This window comes from Methylobacterium sp. WL12, assembly GCF_008039475.1.
GTDB lineage: Bacteria > Pseudomonadota > Alphaproteobacteria > Rhizobiales > Beijerinckiaceae > Methylobacterium > Methylobacterium cerastii.
Genome location: NZ_VRUW01000028.1, coordinates 1 through 13,989, shown reverse-complemented (window position 1 = coordinate 13,989; position 13,989 = coordinate 1). Strand labels below are relative to the sequence as shown.

Annotated in this window: 19 protein-coding genes and 1 tRNA gene; 12 read left to right on the top strand and 8 right to left on the bottom strand. The window is 70.4% G+C overall.

The features are described 5' to 3' along the window. Positions 1-163 precede the first annotated feature (163 nt). The 3 genes from FV226_RS12775 (at position 164) to rpsI (ending at position 1,918) form a co-directional block, all read left to right on the top strand. Complete coding sequence (locus tag FV226_RS12775) at positions 164-742, top strand: CoA-binding protein (protein ID WP_147763192.1); 579 nt, start codon at positions 164-166, stop codon at positions 740-742. 227 nt (positions 743-969) lie between these two features. After that, positions 970-1,431: a 50S ribosomal protein L13 gene (gene rplM, locus FV226_RS12770; protein WP_147750196.1), complete on the top strand. Its 462-nt coding sequence runs from the start codon at positions 970-972 to the stop codon at positions 1,429-1,431. A 1-nt stretch (position 1,432) separates the two neighbouring features. Beyond that, on the top strand, positions 1,433-1,918 hold the full coding sequence (gene rpsI, locus FV226_RS12765; protein WP_147750197.1) for a 30S ribosomal protein S9: 486 nt from the start codon (positions 1,433-1,435) through the stop codon (positions 1,916-1,918). Between the two features lie 139 nt (positions 1,919-2,057). Here rpsI and FV226_RS12760 read toward each other — a convergent pair whose 3' ends face one another. Further along, positions 2,058-2,561, bottom strand: a complete 504-nt coding sequence (locus FV226_RS12760) for a hypothetical protein (protein ID WP_147763191.1) — start codon at positions 2,559-2,561, stop codon at positions 2,058-2,060. 177 nt (positions 2,562-2,738) lie between these two features. Here FV226_RS12760 and argC point away from each other — a divergent pair, with 177 nt between their 5' ends. From argC to FV226_RS12735, 5 genes are all read left to right on the top strand, one after another. Continuing rightward, complete coding sequence (gene argC, locus FV226_RS12755; RefSeq protein ID WP_147763190.1) at positions 2,739-3,686, top strand: N-acetyl-gamma-glutamyl-phosphate reductase; 948 nt, start codon at positions 2,739-2,741, stop codon at positions 3,684-3,686. Between the two features lie 76 nt (positions 3,687-3,762). Continuing rightward, a complete protein-coding gene (locus FV226_RS12750; protein WP_147763189.1) occupies positions 3,763-4,233 on the top strand; it encodes a nuclear transport factor 2 family protein in 471 nt (156 codons plus the stop codon). Between the two features lie 64 nt (positions 4,234-4,297). Next, the gene (gene argB / locus FV226_RS12745; RefSeq protein WP_187273582.1) at positions 4,298-5,197 is read left to right on the top strand and encodes an acetylglutamate kinase; all 900 of its coding nucleotides are present in this window, start codon (positions 4,298-4,300) and stop codon (positions 5,195-5,197) included. A 120-nt stretch (positions 5,198-5,317) separates the two neighbouring features. Continuing rightward, the gene (locus FV226_RS12740) at positions 5,318-6,031 is read left to right on the top strand and encodes a pyrimidine 5'-nucleotidase (RefSeq protein WP_246691591.1); all 714 of its coding nucleotides are present in this window, start codon (positions 5,318-5,320) and stop codon (positions 6,029-6,031) included. Next, on the top strand, positions 6,028-6,450 hold the full coding sequence (locus tag FV226_RS12735) for a metallopeptidase family protein (RefSeq protein WP_246691590.1): 423 nt from the start codon (positions 6,028-6,030) through the stop codon (positions 6,448-6,450). The genes FV226_RS12740 and FV226_RS12735 overlap by 4 nt, the downstream gene beginning before the upstream one ends. Before the next feature lie 102 nt (positions 6,451-6,552). Here the strand turns inward: FV226_RS12735 and FV226_RS12730 are convergent, their stop codons facing one another. The 4 genes from FV226_RS12730 to FV226_RS12715 all read right to left on the bottom strand — a co-directional run bounded on the left by FV226_RS12730 (position 6,553) and on the right by FV226_RS12715 (position 10,291). After that, positions 6,553-7,797 carry a peptide ABC transporter permease gene (locus tag FV226_RS12730; protein WP_147763187.1) on the bottom strand — a complete coding sequence of 415 codons (1,245 nt, stop codon included), beginning with the start codon at positions 7,795-7,797 and terminating at the stop codon, positions 6,553-6,555. Between the two features lie 158 nt (positions 7,798-7,955). Continuing rightward, positions 7,956-8,480: a DUF2937 family protein gene (locus FV226_RS12725; RefSeq protein WP_147763186.1), complete on the bottom strand. Its 525-nt coding sequence runs from the start codon at positions 8,478-8,480 to the stop codon at positions 7,956-7,958. A 71-nt stretch (positions 8,481-8,551) separates the two neighbouring features. Then, complete coding sequence (locus FV226_RS12720) at positions 8,552-9,553, bottom strand: WD40 repeat domain-containing protein (protein WP_147763185.1); 1,002 nt, start codon at positions 9,551-9,553, stop codon at positions 8,552-8,554. A gap of 63 nt (positions 9,554-9,616) precedes the next feature. Then, complete coding sequence (locus FV226_RS12715) at positions 9,617-10,291, bottom strand: YoaK family protein (RefSeq protein ID WP_147763184.1); 675 nt, start codon at positions 10,289-10,291, stop codon at positions 9,617-9,619. Between the two features lie 207 nt (positions 10,292-10,498). Between FV226_RS12715 and FV226_RS12710 the strand changes: the two genes are divergently transcribed. Together FV226_RS12710 and FV226_RS12705 are read left to right on the top strand one after the other, a co-directional pair. After that, positions 10,499-10,924, top strand: coding sequence for a response regulator (locus FV226_RS12710; protein WP_147763183.1), 426 nt, complete (start codon positions 10,499-10,501; stop codon positions 10,922-10,924). A gap of 39 nt (positions 10,925-10,963) precedes the next feature. Beyond that, positions 10,964-11,329, top strand: coding sequence for a photosystem reaction center subunit H (locus FV226_RS12705; protein ID WP_147763182.1), 366 nt, complete (start codon positions 10,964-10,966; stop codon positions 11,327-11,329). Positions 11,330-11,351: 22 nt separating this feature from the next. Here the strand turns inward: FV226_RS12705 and FV226_RS12700 are convergent, their stop codons facing one another. Together FV226_RS12700 and FV226_RS12695 are read right to left on the bottom strand one after the other, a co-directional pair. Then, complete coding sequence (locus tag FV226_RS12700) at positions 11,352-11,708, bottom strand: hypothetical protein (RefSeq protein ID WP_147763181.1); 357 nt, start codon at positions 11,706-11,708, stop codon at positions 11,352-11,354. A gap of 4 nt (positions 11,709-11,712) precedes the next feature. Next, positions 11,713-11,940, bottom strand: coding sequence for a hypothetical protein (locus FV226_RS12695; RefSeq protein ID WP_147763180.1), 228 nt, complete (start codon positions 11,938-11,940; stop codon positions 11,713-11,715). A 56-nt stretch (positions 11,941-11,996) separates the two neighbouring features. Between FV226_RS12695 and FV226_RS27965 the strand changes: the two genes are divergently transcribed. Continuing rightward, the gene (locus tag FV226_RS27965; RefSeq protein ID WP_187273581.1) at positions 11,997-12,140 is read left to right on the top strand and encodes a hypothetical protein; all 144 of its coding nucleotides are present in this window, start codon (positions 11,997-11,999) and stop codon (positions 12,138-12,140) included. A 4-nt stretch (positions 12,141-12,144) separates the two neighbouring features. Here the strand turns inward: FV226_RS27965 and FV226_RS12690 are convergent, their stop codons facing one another. Continuing rightward, positions 12,145-13,587 (bottom strand): protein adenylyltransferase SelO, encoded by a 1,443-nt coding sequence (locus tag FV226_RS12690; protein WP_238272465.1) that lies wholly within the window; start codon positions 13,585-13,587, stop codon positions 12,145-12,147. Positions 13,588-13,803: 216 nt separating this feature from the next. Between FV226_RS12690 and FV226_RS12685 the strand changes: the two genes are divergently transcribed. After that, a tRNA-Met gene (locus FV226_RS12685) sits at positions 13,804-13,880 on the top strand. The last annotated feature ends 109 nt before the right edge of the window (positions 13,881-13,989 follow it).

The window sequence follows — 13,989 nt, the reverse complement described above, 5'->3', positions numbered from 1 at the left end:
TCAAGCGGCCTTAATGCCGCGCTTCGCCCGATGTCGCCCTGCCGCGGTGCCGGGTGGCTGCACCTCGGGCCGACCGCCGGAATCGACCCGATCCGCGCGGCACCGTAAGCAGGGAGGTCTGCGATACCAAAGAGTCCGCGATCCCAAAAGGAAGCGAAGTTCGATGATCCCGACCCTCGACCAGGTTCCCGACGGCCTCGCCACCCGCCACGGTCGCTACGCCGACGCGCACATCCGCGCGACCCTGCGGGCCACGCGCACGATCGCCCTCGTCGGTGCCTCGGCCAACCCGGCGCGGCCGAGCTGGATCGTGCTGAAATATCTGCTCGACCGCGGCTACGTGGTGACGCCGGTGAACCCGGGCCTCGCCGGGCAGACGCTGCTCGGGCGCCCGGTGGCCGCATCGCTGGCCGAACTCGGCGAACCGGTCGACATGGTCGAGATCTTCCGCAATTCGGCCGCCGCCGGCGGCCTCGTCGACGAGGCCTTGGCGCTCGACCCGCTGCCGAAGACGATCTGGATGCAGCTGGGCGTGCGCGACGACGCGGCCGCCGCCCGCGCCGAGGCGCGCGGCGTCACGGTCATCATGAACCGCTGCCCCAAGATCGAGTACGGCCGGCTCTCGGGCGAGATCGGCTGGACCGGGGTCAACTCGCGCATCATCAGCGCGAAGAAGCCGGTGCTCGCGGGCAAGGGCGTACAGAAGTTCACCATCGCCCCGCGAGGTGGCGGAATGGATTGAAGCACACCATTCGCGATGGTGCGACGGGACAGGTCCCGGCCTAGCGGTATCTGGATACCGCTAGGCTGAACTCCTTCCAGAACTTCGCTTTTCGGGTGATGCGCGCCTCCGAAACGGCTTGACCTCAGGCGTCGCCCCGTCTATCCACCGGCCAACGCCGCCGCGTCCCCCGACGCGGCGGCGGCTCGTTTTTCGACACACCACCGAGCGCCAACGGAATTCGGCTTATGAAAACCTTTTCGCTGAAGCCCGCCGACGTCGACAAGAAGTGGATCGTGATCGACGCGGAGGGCCTCGTCGTCGGCCGTCTGGCGTCGATCATCGCCCTGCGTCTGCGCGGCAAGCACAAGCCCGCCTACACCCCCCACGTCGATTGCGGTGACAACGTCATCGTCATCAACGCCGACAAGGTGAAGTTCACCGGGCGCAAATACGTCCAGAAGGTGTACTACCACCACACCGGTTTCCCCGGCGGCATCAAGGAGCGGTCGGCCAAGTTCATCCTCGAAGGGCGCTTCCCCGAGCGCGTCGTGGAGAAGGCCGTCGAGCGCATGCTGCCCCGCGGCCCGCTGTTCCGCCAGATCATGGGCAACCTCCGGGTCTACAAGGGCACCAGCCACCCGCACGAGGCCCAGCAGCCGCAGACGTTCGACGTCGGCGTCCTCAACCGCAAGAACGTGAGCGCTTAAGATGGCGACGCTTCAGTCCCTCTCCGACCTCAACCGGTCGAACGCCGGCGGCCTCGAGAACGAGCACGCCGCCCCCGTCCACGTGCAGAAGCTCGACGCCCAGGGCCGCGCCTACGCCACCGGCAAGCGCAAGGACGCGGTCGCCCGCGTCTGGATTCGCCCCGGCACCGGTAAGGTCGTCGTCAACAAGCGCGCCGTCGAGGTGTACTTCGCCCGTCCCGTGCTGCGCATGATCCTGCGCCAGCCGCTCACGGTGGCCAACCGCGTCGACCAGTACGACATCACCGTCACGGTCGCCGGCGGTGGCCTCTCGGGCCAGGCCGGCGCGGTGCGCCACGGCCTCTCGAAGGCGCTGACCTACTACGAGCCGGAACTCCGCGCGCCGCTGAAGCGCGAGGGCTTCCTCACCCGCGACAGCCGCGTGGTCGAGCGCAAGAAGTACGGCCGCAAGAAGGCCCGCCGCAGCTTCCAGTTCTCGAAGCGCTGATCGGCCCATTCGGTCAAAAGAGAAGGCGGCTCCTTGCGGGGCCGCCTTTTTTATTGGTTCGGTCCAATCGCTGACCCGAATCGGTCGAGCTCGCCTTTAGCGGACCGCCCGACAGGTCCGAGCGGGCGCGACTGCCGCGTCAGGCGTGGACCGCCTTCTCGAGCTCCGCCTTGGACATCTTCGAGCGCCCGGGCACCTTCTGCGCCTTGGCCTTCTTCATCAGGTCGGCCTTGGTCTCGCCGGAGGCGGATTTGCGGGCGGTCGCGGCCTTCTTCGCCACGTCCTTCGGCTGCTTCGAGAACTGCTTGCCCTTCGCCGTGTCGCTGCGCTTCTTCTGTGTCGAGCGGTCGTACTGCTCGTCCGAGACGGCCTCGCGCGCCTTCTTCGGCAGGTAGCGTTCCCCGGTCTTGCCGCTTTCCTTGCCGGACTTCGTGTCCCAATCCTCGTCGGTCCACTGCTTCAGGTGGTTGTCGTCGGTCTTCTTGCCGGCGTAGCCGCCGCCGGCCTTCTTGTATTCCTGCGTCGCGAGCTGGGCCTTGCGGGCCGACCACTGGCCGGCCTTTCCACCCTTCTCGCTCTTCGTGACCTTGTCCTTGGTCTTCTCCCAAAGCTTGGGATCGGTCTTCTTCGCGGTCTCGGACATCGTCTTTCACCCATCGTCGTCGATTTTGCCGACAACGGGGGCACGCCCACCGCGTTCCGGCAGCAGCGCGATGGCTTGTTGATGGCGCCCGGCATTGACAGGCCGGCACGCACCGGCCACCTCCCGCACCGCGACACGACGTCCCGGCGGCGGCCGGCTTCGAGGGTGCGACGAGCGATGGCGGGCGAGACCAAAAAGCCGACGGTGTTCATCGATGGCGAGGCCGGCACGACAGGGCTCGGCATCCGGGAGCGCCTTGAGCGCGACGGCAAGGTGGTGCTCCGCAGCATCGCGCATGCCGACCGCAAGGATTCGAGCGTGAAGCGGGCGCTGCTCGCCGAGGTCGACCTCGTGGTGCTCTGCCTGCCGGACGACGCGGCCCGCGAGACGGTGGCGCTCTGCGACGCGCTGCCCGGCGGCGGTCCCCGCGTGCTCGATGCCAGCACCGCCCACCGGATCGCGGGCGGCTGGACCTACGGCTTCGCCGAGATGGCCCCCGGGCAGGCGGAGGCGATCGCCGCCTCGCGGCGGGTCGCCAACCCCGGCTGCTATCCCACCGGCGCGATCGCGCTGCTGCGGCCGCTGGTCGAAGGCGACCTGATTTCGGCCGACACCTTCGTCAGCATCAACGCGGTCAGCGGCTACAGCGGCGGCGGCAAGAGCATGATCGAATCCTACGAGGCCGGCTCCGCCGCGCCCTTCCTGCTCTACGGCCTCGGCTTCGCGCACAAGCACCTGCCGGAGACGCAGACCTATTCCCGGCTCACCGCCCGGCCGATCTTCATCCCCTCCGTCGGCGCGTTCCGGCAGGGCATGCTGGTCTCGATCCCGCTCCATCTCGACGCGCTGCCGGGCCGCCCGTCGGCGGGCGACCTCGAGGACGCCCTCGTGCGCTGGTACGCGGGGCAGCCCCTGGTGCAGGTCGTGCCCGGCGCGACCACCGGCGCCCACAAGGAGCAGATCGAGCCGGAGGCGCTCAACGACACCGATCGCCTGGAGCTGCGGGTGTTCGGCTCGGCCGAGCACCGGCAGGCGGTTTTGGTCGCCCGCCTCGACAACCTCGGCAAGGGCGCCTCGGGCGCGGCCGTGCAGAACATCGGCCTGATGCTCGGGCTCGGCGCCTGACCCGCGCCGTCCGCCCGACGCATCGACCGCGCCGCCCGCGAACGATCGGGCGGCTGCGACCAGGAGATCGACCCGCATGACCGAGACGCGCCCACCGCTGCCGCCGTTCGATGCCGGGTCCGCGGCCGAGAAGGCGCGCGGCGCCGAGGACGCCTGGAACACCCGCGACCCCGAGCGGGTGTCGCTGGCCTACACGCCCGACAGCTGGTGGCGGAACCGCTCCGAGTTCCTGGTCGGGCGCCCGGCGATCGTCGCCTTCCTGACCGGCAAGTGGGAGCGCGAACGGGAGTACCGCCTGATCAAGGAGGTCTGGGCCTTCCACGAAAACCGGATCGCGGCGCGCTTCGCCTACGAGTGGCACGACGCGGACGGGCAGTGGTTCCGCTCCCACGGCAACGAGCAGTGGGAATTCACCGAGTCCGGCCTGATGCGCCGCCGCGAGGCCAGCATCAACGACGTCGCCATTGCCGCCTCGGAGCGCAAGTTCCACTGGCCGCAAGGGCCGCGACCCGCCGACCATCCGGACCTCTCGGAGCTGGGCCTGTGATGGCGCTTCGCGGTTCGCCAAGCTTCCTGTAGAGACCTGCGCGTCGCGAAGCCGGCGCGAGAGGATGCCGATGACCGAACTGCCGAACGTGCACGTCCGCGCCGAAGTCCTGTCCCAGGCGCTGCCCCACATGCAGCGCTACGACCAGGAGATCGTGGTCATCAAGTATGGCGGGCACGCCATGGGCGACGCCTCCGCGGCCGAGGACTTCGCCGAGGACATCGTGCTGCTCGAGCAATCGGGCGTGAAGCCGATCGTCGTCCACGGGGGCGGCCCGCAGATCGGCCGGATGCTCGAGCGGCTCGGCATCCAGTCCGAGTTCCGCGGCGGCCTCCGTGTCACCGATGAGGCCACCGTCGAGGTGGTCGAGATGGTCCTGGCCGGCTCGATCAACAAACAGATCGTCGGCTGGATCTCGGCCGAGGGCGGCCGTGCGATCGGCCTGTGCGGCAAGGACGGCAACATGGTCCGGGCCAAGCGCGCGACTAAGACCGTGATGGACCCCGAGAGCCGGGAGATGCAGACGGTTGACCTCGGCCTCGTCGGCGAGCCCGAGCACGTCGAGCGCGGCGTGCTCGACGCGGTGCTGAAGGCCGAGCTAATCCCGGTCCTTGCCCCCGTGGCCTACGGAGCCGACGGCAAGACCTACAACGTCAACGCCGACACCTTCTCCGGCGCCATCGCCGGGGCGCTCCGCGCCAAGCGCCTGCTGCTCCTCACCGACGTGCCGGGCGTGCTCGACAAGGACAAGAACCTGATCCCGGAGCTGACCGTCGAGGATTGCCGGCGGCTCATCGCCGACGGCACCATCACCGGCGGCATGATCCCGAAGATCGAGACCTGCATCTACGCGATCGACCAGGGCGTCGAAGCGGTCGTGATCCTCGACGGCAAGGTCAACCACGCCGTGCTGCTGGAACTCTTCACCGATTACGGCGCCGGCACCCTGATCCGCCGGAGCTGACGGCCCAACCCCGCATCGTGCGCGCCCGGATCTTGCTTGGAATCCGGGTGCGCGCATCCTGCCTTGCGGTCATCTCGGAGACCGGACATCTCGGACAGAACAATAGCCGGCGAGAGCCACGTGACGGCGGCCGACGCCCGCGGCTTCGAGGCCGTCGACACCTGGGTGTTCGACCTCGACAACACGCTCTATCCGAGCGACGCCATGGTGTGGCCACAGGTGGACGAGCGCATCACGCTGTTCGTCATGCAGCTCTACGGCCTCGACGGGATCTCGGCGCGCGCGCTGCAGAAATACTTCTACCACCGCTACGGCACGACCCTGAAGGCGCTGATGGTGGAGGAAGGCGTCGATCCGCACGCCTTCCTCGACTTCGCGCACGACATCGACCACGCGACGATCCGGCTCGATCCGGCGCTCGGCGACGCGATCGAGCAGCTGCCCGGGCGCAAGCTCATCCTGACGAACGGCTCGCGCAAGCACGCCGAGAACGTCGCGAAAAGCCTCGGCATCCTCGACCACTTCGAGGACGTGTTCGACATCGCCGCCGCCGACTTCGTGCCGAAGCCCGAACGCGCGACCTACGAGCGCTTCCTCGCCCAGCACGCGGTCGACCCACGGCGCGCGGCGCTGTTCGAGGACATCGCCCGCAACCTCGTGGTGCCGCACCAGATGGGCATGGCCACCGTGCTGGTGGTGCCGTCCGCGATCGACCCCTACCGCGAGGCCTTCGAGCAGGAGGCGGTGCGCGAAGCCCATATCGACCACATCACCAACGACCTCGCCGCGTTCCTGCGCCGCTGCGTCCTGCCCGTCGCCAAGGATGCCGCGTGAGCCTGACCGACGCGCAGACCTTGAGCGCATCAAAGGCGCCGAGCCTCGTCGAGATCGAGGATCTGGCGCACGCCGCCTTCGCGGCGCTGCCGGCCGAGTTCCAGGCGCTGGCGCGCGACGTCCGCATCGTCGTCGACGACTTCCCCGACGACGAGACGCTGTCCGAGATGCAGTGCGAATCGGAGTTCGACCTGCTCGGCCTGTTCCGCGGGATCGGTCTGGCGCAAGCCGGCGAGACCGTCACGGGCCAGATGCCGAACACGGTCTGGCTCTACCGCCGGCCCCTGCTCGACTACTGGGCCGAGCACGACGAGACGCTCGGCCACCTCGTCGCCCACGTGCTGATCCACGAGATCGGCCACCATGTCGGGCTGTCGGACGCCGACATGGCCGGCATCGAGGCCGCCGCCGACCTTTGAGACCGGACCTCGATGAGCCCAACTCATCGAGGTCCGGTCCCCGCGACTGCGGGGCGGCGGCAATCCGCCGGACCTCATGGGTCCTGACCCATGAGACCAAGTTCAAGGCGTCGGCGGCTCGCCCAGGGGCGGCAGCTTCAGGCGGCTCACCTTCGGGCGGCGGGTGCGGAACTGGCCGCGCTCGATCGCGACGAAGACGAGGATGGTGATGGCGAGCGTCGTCAGCCACCACACCACCGTCAGGCCGACGCCGATGCAGGCGATGGTGAAGGCGGCGGCGAAGCCCGCCATCGCCCCGGGCACCAGCAGCGGCACGTCGCGGCCGGCCCGGCGGACCGAGGCGTAGAGGGCGTAGGCGGCGGCCAGCGCCCCGACGACGCCGAGCTCGTACCACATGGCGAACAGCGCGGTGCTCGGCGCGTTCACCGGGATCAGCCCGAAGACGCGCCCGCGCAACGCCGTCTCGAATCCGTGGCCGGTGATGAGCCGGACCGGCTCGGTGGTCACGATCCGCTGCCAGCTCTTCAGCGTCAGCACGCCGGGGCTCAGGGGGCCGAACAGGGCGGCGCCGACGGGTCGGGCGAGAAACGGCAGCAGCGGCGCCACCGCGAGCAAGCCGGCGGCGATGCCGGCAGTGAGGCCGACGCCGAGGCGCGGCCGGAAGCTCGTCACCGCAAAGGCCAGCGCCCCGATCGCGAGCGCCGCGATCTGCCCGACATCCGGCGAGACCGCCAGCGCCACGGCGACCACCACGGCTAGGCCGAGCGCCTCCCGGTCGCGGCGACGCGAGCGCAGCCAGGCCACCGCGGGCCAGACCAGCAGGGCGAGGAGGGTGAGGCCACGGTCGAGGGCGTTGTCGTCGTCCGGGACGCCGCGCATCAGGCTGTCGCCGAACAAACCGAGCATGATGGCGATGATCGCCGCCGCGGTGACGCCGAGCGGCAGCAGGTAGAGGTTGGCCGAGCGCATCCGGTCCGGCAGCGCCATGTAGCCGGCCAGCGTCAGCAGGATCGTGGCGACGAGGTTGGCGAACCGTTCGGAGGCGGGGCCGGGGAACGGCGTCCAGACCAGCGACAGCGCCATCCAGGCCAGCACGAGGAGGCCGGCGAGGAAGGCCGGGGCGCGCAGAAGCCGGACGCCGCTGGCGCGCAGCGGCCGTTGGCGGCCGTCGATGGCGCTGGCGAGGATCAGCAGGGCGACGGAGATCGGGGCGAGGATCACGGTCGCGCGCCGCGCCACCTGCGCCACCACCGGCACGATCACGAACAGCCCGAAGAACCCGACACGGCGCAGGAGCGCGGCCGCATCGAGCGCGGGGTCGATCGTCTGGGTGGATGGGCGCGCCATGGTGCGACTCGGGAACCAGCGTGACGGTTGCGTGTGCCGGAAAGCCCGGCCGCGCCCGTCCTCGATGTCTCGCTTAAGCAAGCCGCGCGCTAGGGGCTGTAGACGCCCGGCCACACAGAGGCGCCGACGTCGCCCGCCGTGATCGCGCCGACGCCCGTTTAAGCCGTCGTGACCGCGGTCCGCGGCCGGCGGCGGACCACGCGGCGGCCGACATCGGAGAGCACGCGCCAGCCGCCCCAGGCGGCCAGGAAGCCGAGGAGACCGGCGACGATCCCGTCGGTGGTGGTCGGGAGGGCCGGGTCGTAATCGCGGTAGGTGGCGCGGGCGAGCGGAACGTCGGGGTCGCGGATCACGGCAGCGAGCCGCCCGAGGGGGCTCGCCGCGTTCGCCAAAGCCTGCTGCTGCGCCGAGAGCCGTTCCAGCCGCTCGATGTCGTAGCGCGCGGCCTCGCCCCGGCGCGCGACCAGGGTGTCGGGATTGGTGCGCAGGCGATCGACGGCACCTTCGCGGGTGTTGCCGGTGGCCTTGGCGTCCGATTCGAGCGTCGCGACCTCGCGCTTCAGCTCGTCCAGGGCGCCACCGAGGCGCTGGGCGTATTGCTGGGCGAATTCGGGCCCCTGCGCCGCCAGCCCGCCGCCGAGCAGGCCGAGGGCGAGGCCTAGGGTGCGGAAGACACGGAACACGGGGCATCCTCGTCGTGGTAGTCGTGGCAGAAGAGCACGGTGGCGGCGGCAGTTCCAGAACCCGACCGCAATCAGGCCGGCAGGGTCAGCAGCCCCGCCGCCCCGTCGACGCATCCGAACGCCAGCCGCCCGCCCTTCGCGTCCCAGGCCAACGCCGAAATCCCGCTGCCCTTCACCGCCGGACGGACCAGCAGTTCGGAGGCGTCGGTGAAGCGCACGAGCAGGATGCAGCCGTCCTCGTAGCCCATGGCCAGCACCAGGGCCTTGGGGTGGAAGGCGACGCGGGAGACGCGGGCCGGGCGCACGCCGCACTCGCGTGGAGCCTTGCCGGTGGGGCCTTCCTTCGAATCGAACGGCCACACGATCGCGGCCTCCGCGCCGCTGGTGGCGAGCCAGTGACCGTCCGACGACCACGACACCGAGCGCACCTTGGCCGGGTAGCCCGACATCCGCATGTGGCCGCGGTCCGGCTGTAGGCGCCAGCCGTGCAGCGCGTTCTCCTGCATGGTCGAGACGACGAAGCGCCCGTCGGGCGACCACGTCACGTCGATGTGCGAGCCCTTCCACTCGACCATCTCGGCGGGCGTCTCGTGGTTCGGGTACCAGAGCGAGACGCCGTTGTAGTGCGAGGCCGCCAGCCGGTAGCCCTTGGAGGCGAAGGCGAGGCCGCGGGCGGTGGAGGGGGCCGTGAACGTGCGCTCGCGCCCCTTGGCGTCGCGGGCGACCACGGTGCGCCCGGCCGCGTAGGCCACCGACCCGTCGGGATGCAGGGCGAGCGCGTCGATCCAGGCGCCGCCCTTGGCGGTGGCGACCTCGGACAGCGTGCCGTCGGGCCGGAGCGCCACCACGCGCCCGTCGTCGCCGCCGGTGACGAGGCGGTTGCCGTCGCCCACGGCGGCCAGGATGCCGGCCTCGGGATGGGCGGCGAGGCGGCTCGACGTGCCGTCCCGGCTGAGCAGGACGGTGCCGTCGCCGAGGGCCATCACCAGCGCGTCCTTAAGGAAGTGCGCGGCGACGACGTGGGCGCCGGCCTCGACCGGGGCGACGTGGGTGGTCAGCGAAGCGTTGCTCATCGGGAGACTCGATCAGGACGGGCGCGGGCAGGACAAGGCGGGCAGAACAGGCGTGAAACGGGCTCAGGTGGCGGGCGGCTCGGGCACCATCGTCCGGTGGCGCAGCGCGAAGATCGCGGCGACCAGGGCGAGGAGGCCGGAGACCGCCGCCGGGATGAACAGGGCATAGAGCTCCAGGCGGGCATAGGCCACGGCGCCGCCGAACGCGCCGACGAGGAGCGCGGCCCAGACCGCCCCGTCGCCGACCCAGCCGAAGGGCGGCCCGGTGCGGGTGAGCGCCTGCGCCACCTTCTGCCCGAGGCTGAACAGGGCCCCGGTGACGAAGGTGGTGCCGGCGCGGAACCCCTTCACCTGCGCCAGCACGGCGTTCTGCGAGCCCATCGCCACCGCCATGAAGAAAGCGGCGATGCCGAGTTCCGGAATCGCGAGGCCGACCCCGAGGGCTGCCAGGATCAGCAGGGCTTCGTAGCCGAGCACCGCCGGCGTCGCCCAGGGGGAGGGGATCAGGATCGACAGGCCGCTGCCGAGGATCGCGCCGCCGAGGAACCCGCCGATCAGGATCGCCGGCAGCACCACGTGCGCGAAATCCGCATGCCCGAGGAAGACCGAGAGCTGCGTGGTGTTGCCGCTCATGAACGAGGTGTAGAGGCCGCCGAGCCGGACGAAGCCCAGCGCGTCGACGAATCCGGCGAGCGCGGTGAGCACGAGCCCGGTCCCGACCTGCCAGGACCGGTTCACGAAACCCGATCCGGTGCGCGACGCGTCAACCCTTGGTTAACCATTCCCGGCGCCTCGTTCAGGGGCGGGCGAGCAGGGTTAAGGCTTCGCTCACCAAACCTCGGCAATTCGATGCAATCACGGCGAACGCCGGAGCGTAGGGCGCCGTTTGTCCTTCGATCCGGCTGCGGGACCTTCGTCCCACGCCGGGTGAGTTGGAGTTGCGTCATGATGTCCTTCGCCTGCGCCGCCTTCGGCCTGCCGAGCTACTTCGACCGCGCGCCGACCACCATCCTGGTGGTCGAGGACGAGCCGTTCGTCTGCGAACTGGCAGCGGAAGCGCTGCTCGACGAGGGCTACCGCGTCCTGACCGCCGCCGACGCCTGGGAGGCCGAGGCGATCCTCGCCCGGGAGACCGTCGACCTGCTCTTCACCGATATCGACCTCGCCCGCAACACGAACGGGATCACGCTGGCCCGGGCCGCGCGGGCGCATTGCCCCTCGCTACCGGTGGTCTACACCTCCGGCGGCCGCGCCTGCCTCTCGCAGGGCGAGGCGGTCCCCGAATCGGTGTTCGTGCCGAAGCCCTACCGTCCGAGCCAGCTCGTCGCGCTGACGAACGACATCCTGCGCAGCCACGCCCACCACGCCTAGAACCCATCCCTCGACGCACGACGCCCGGAACCCTGACGCATGCGCCTCGCTCACGCCGCCCTCCTGATGCTCGCCGCCGGCCTCGCCACGCCGGTCGAAGCCGCCTGCGACGTGAAGGCCGCCAAGATCGAGGAGACGATCGCCCGGAAGAGCGAGCTCCAGGAGGCCGCCAACAAGCAGACGGTGCGCGACCTGCGCACGCTGCGTGACGCGGCGATCGTGCTGGAGAGCTATTCCTACGTCACCGAATGCGAGCGCGTGCTGGAGATCGTGAAGACGCTGGCCGCCGACCCGGAGAAGACGATCGAGAAGGGCGACACCGACGAGGAGAAGGCCGAGAGCCAACAGGAGGCCCGCAAGCCGAAGCCCGCCGTCGAGCCCGCCGCGCCGGCCAAGCCCAAATAAATGTTGCGCGGGTGAGGGCGCCTCACCAGCCGAAGCGGGCGATCCGGGCGAGCTGCGCCTTCCCCGCGGCTTCGTCCCGCCCGAGCAGCGCCACCCGTTCCGACAGGCCGTAGGCGGTCGGCGAGAACGGCAGCGACAGGAGCGGGATGCCCTCCTCCCGCGACCGGTTCACCGAGGCGATCAGGCAGGCGATCACCGAGCCGTCCTCCGGCGTGTCGACGCAATCGGCCCGCGGGCTGCCGAACAGCGGCCGGTTCGGAACGCTCAGCAGGATCGTCGTCCCACCGCGCCGGTCGGGGGCCGGCGGCAGGCTGTAGCTGCGCACGAACAGTGCCGGCAGCAGCACGACCAGCGCGAGGACGAGGAGAGCCCTGCGCATTCGCCTAGCTCGGCTCGTCGAAGCGGCTGCGGAAGAACACCTCGCGTCCGGCGCCGTCGATCACCCGCACCGCTTCCGCCGGTCCGACCGAGCGCTGCGGCACGCGGGCCCGGGCGAACAGGCGCAGCGCACGCTCCTGCGCCCCCTCGAGCCCGGTGCTGCGCACCGAGATCCGGGTCTGGACGTCACCCGGCTCGGGGCCGAGGACTTCGATGTGAAAGGTCTCGCGCACACCAGTGCCTCTGCCCTAACTCAATCCGATCGTCCACCGCCGCGAGGGCGCCGCCCGTGAACCCCGTGAAGATCGCCGCCGCGATCGCCGTCTGCGTTCTGCTGTTCTGGCTCGGCCTGCGCATCACCCGCACGATGGTCGACCTCGGCATCCGCGCCGGCCACGCCGAGGCGCGCCGCCGCGAGGAGGAGGAGCGTTGAGGCCTTACCAAACCAGCGCAGGCGCCGTGCCGTAGGCCTCGGCCATGCGCGCGATCGCCGCGAGCTTGTCGTCGAGCGCCGACCAGTCGTCGGACGCAGCGATCGGCGCCCACAGCGCCTCGACCTCGTCGATCAGCAGCGTGCAGGGTGTGAGGTCGGCGAAATAGGGATGGGCGAGGCCGGCGCCCGGCGCCGACGCCAAGCCCTCCAACGCTGCGCGCACCGGGGCGAAGGCGTCGCCGGCATAGAGTGCGGCCGAGGGGCTCGCCGCGGCGCGCTCGGCGCTGGCGATGCCGCCGTACCAATCGAAGAAGGTCTGCTCGAACGGGGCGTGGCTCTCGGCCAGGAAGCGCCAGAAGGCGCCGACCAGCCGATCGGTTTCGTCCTGGCCGGCCTTCGCGAGCCCGAGCCTGGCGAACAAGGCCTCGGCGAAGCCCTCCTGCAGGGCGGGCCCAAAACCCTTCAGCGCCGCTTCGAGGTCGGCCTGCGGCGCCAGCGTCAGCAGGCAATCCGCCAGCCGTGCGAGGTTCCAGTACAACGCCTCCGGCTGGCGGCCGAAGCTGTAGAGCCCTTGGCTGTCGAAATAGGCGGCCGTGAAATTCGGATCGTAGGCCGGCAACCAGCGCCACGGCCCGTAATCGAAGCTCTCGCCGGTGACGTTGATGTTGTCGGTGTTGAGCACCCCGTGGACGAAGCCCGCGGCCGCCCATTGCGCACCCATCCGCGCGACCCGTCGCACGACCTCGGCGAGGAAGGCCACCGCCCGGTCGGCCGGCGCCTCGCGCCAGAGGTCGGGCATGTGCGTCGTGATGGTGTGATCGAGCAGCCGCTCGATGTTCCTCGGCTCGTCGAGCGCCAGGAACCGCTGGAAGCTGCCGATGCGGATGTGGCCGTGGCTCAGGCGCACGAGCACCGCGGAGCGGGTGGGGGAGGGCTCGTCGCCGCGCTCCAGCGCCTCGCCGGTCTCGATCAGGCTGAAGCTCTTGGAGGTGTTCACGCCCTGCGCTTCGAGGAGCGCGGTGGCCAGCACCTCGCGCATGCCGCCCTTCAGGGTCAGCCGGCCGTCGCCCGCCCGCGACCACGGCGTGGTGCCGCTGCCCTTGGTGGCGAGGTCGAGCAGGCGCCCGTCGCGCAAATCGTGCAGCTGCGCGTAGAGGAAGCCGCGCCCGTCCCCGAGCTCGGGGTTGTACGAGCGGAACTGGTGGCCGTGATAGCGCAGGGCCAGCGGCGCGGGGAACGAGCCGGGCAGGGGCTCGAACCGGCCGAACCGGGCGATCCACTCGGCGTCCGTCAGCCCGTCGAGCCCGACGCGGGCGGCCCAAGCGCGGTTGCGGAAGCGCAGGATCGTCTGCGGGAAGCGGGCGGCCGCGACCACGTCGAAGAAGTCGGCGCCGAGGTCGGCATGGCGGCGCGAGGGCTGCGCCTCTTGCGTTGGACGGTCTGACAAGAATGAACCCTCGCTCGGTTCCGGCATTCGGACAGCACTCATAGCGATAAGCACGCCCGGCGCGATCCGTTGCGGGATGAGCCGGAACGCCGGGACGCGCCACAGAAAAAAACCCGCGCCTCGGCCGGAAAGAGGGCGTTGACACCGCAAGCCGCCGTTCCCTATACCGCCGATCTCCGAACCGGCCGCCTGCCCACGCAGACGGCCGCGGGCTGGGGCGGGGTAGCTCAGCTGGTTAGAGCAGAGGAATCATAATCCTCGTGTCGGGGGTTCGAGTCCCTCTCCCGCTACCATAGATTTTAACGACTTAGACGCGAAGCCCTGGCCTGGACGCCGGGGCTTTTTCGCTCCGGGGCGGATTTGGGGCGGGACCTCGCGATCCGCCCCCGTTCCGTCCCGCCC

What these genes read in the sequence shown, in the direction of transcription:
- FV226_RS12775 (WP_147763192.1), top strand. Translation starts at nt 164, where the DNA reads ATGATCCCGACCCTCGACCAGGTTCCCGACGGCCTCGCCACCCGCCAC.
- rplM (WP_147750196.1), top strand. Translation starts at nt 970, where the DNA reads ATGAAAACCTTTTCGCTGAAGCCCGCCGACGTCGACAAGAAGTGGATC.
- rpsI (WP_147750197.1), top strand. Translation starts at nt 1,433, where the DNA reads ATGGCGACGCTTCAGTCCCTCTCCGACCTCAACCGGTCGAACGCCGGC.
- FV226_RS12760 (WP_147763191.1), bottom strand. Translation starts at nt 2,561, where the DNA reads ATGTCCGAGACCGCGAAGAAGACCGATCCCAAGCTTTGGGAGAAGACC.
- argC (WP_147763190.1), top strand. Translation starts at nt 2,739, where the DNA reads ATGGCGGGCGAGACCAAAAAGCCGACGGTGTTCATCGATGGCGAGGCC.
- FV226_RS12750 (WP_147763189.1), top strand. Translation starts at nt 3,763, where the DNA reads ATGACCGAGACGCGCCCACCGCTGCCGCCGTTCGATGCCGGGTCCGCG.
- argB (WP_187273582.1), top strand. Translation starts at nt 4,298, where the DNA reads ATGCCGATGACCGAACTGCCGAACGTGCACGTCCGCGCCGAAGTCCTG.
- FV226_RS12730 (WP_147763187.1), bottom strand. Translation starts at nt 7,797, where the DNA reads ATGGCGCGCCCATCCACCCAGACGATCGACCCCGCGCTCGATGCGGCC.
- FV226_RS12720 (WP_147763185.1), bottom strand. Translation starts at nt 9,553, where the DNA reads ATGAGCAACGCTTCGCTGACCACCCACGTCGCCCCGGTCGAGGCCGGC.
- FV226_RS12710 (WP_147763183.1), top strand. Translation starts at nt 10,499, where the DNA reads ATGATGTCCTTCGCCTGCGCCGCCTTCGGCCTGCCGAGCTACTTCGAC.
- FV226_RS12705 (WP_147763182.1), top strand. Translation starts at nt 10,964, where the DNA reads ATGCGCCTCGCTCACGCCGCCCTCCTGATGCTCGCCGCCGGCCTCGCC.
- FV226_RS12700 (WP_147763181.1), bottom strand. Translation starts at nt 11,708, where the DNA reads ATGCGCAGGGCTCTCCTCGTCCTCGCGCTGGTCGTGCTGCTGCCGGCA.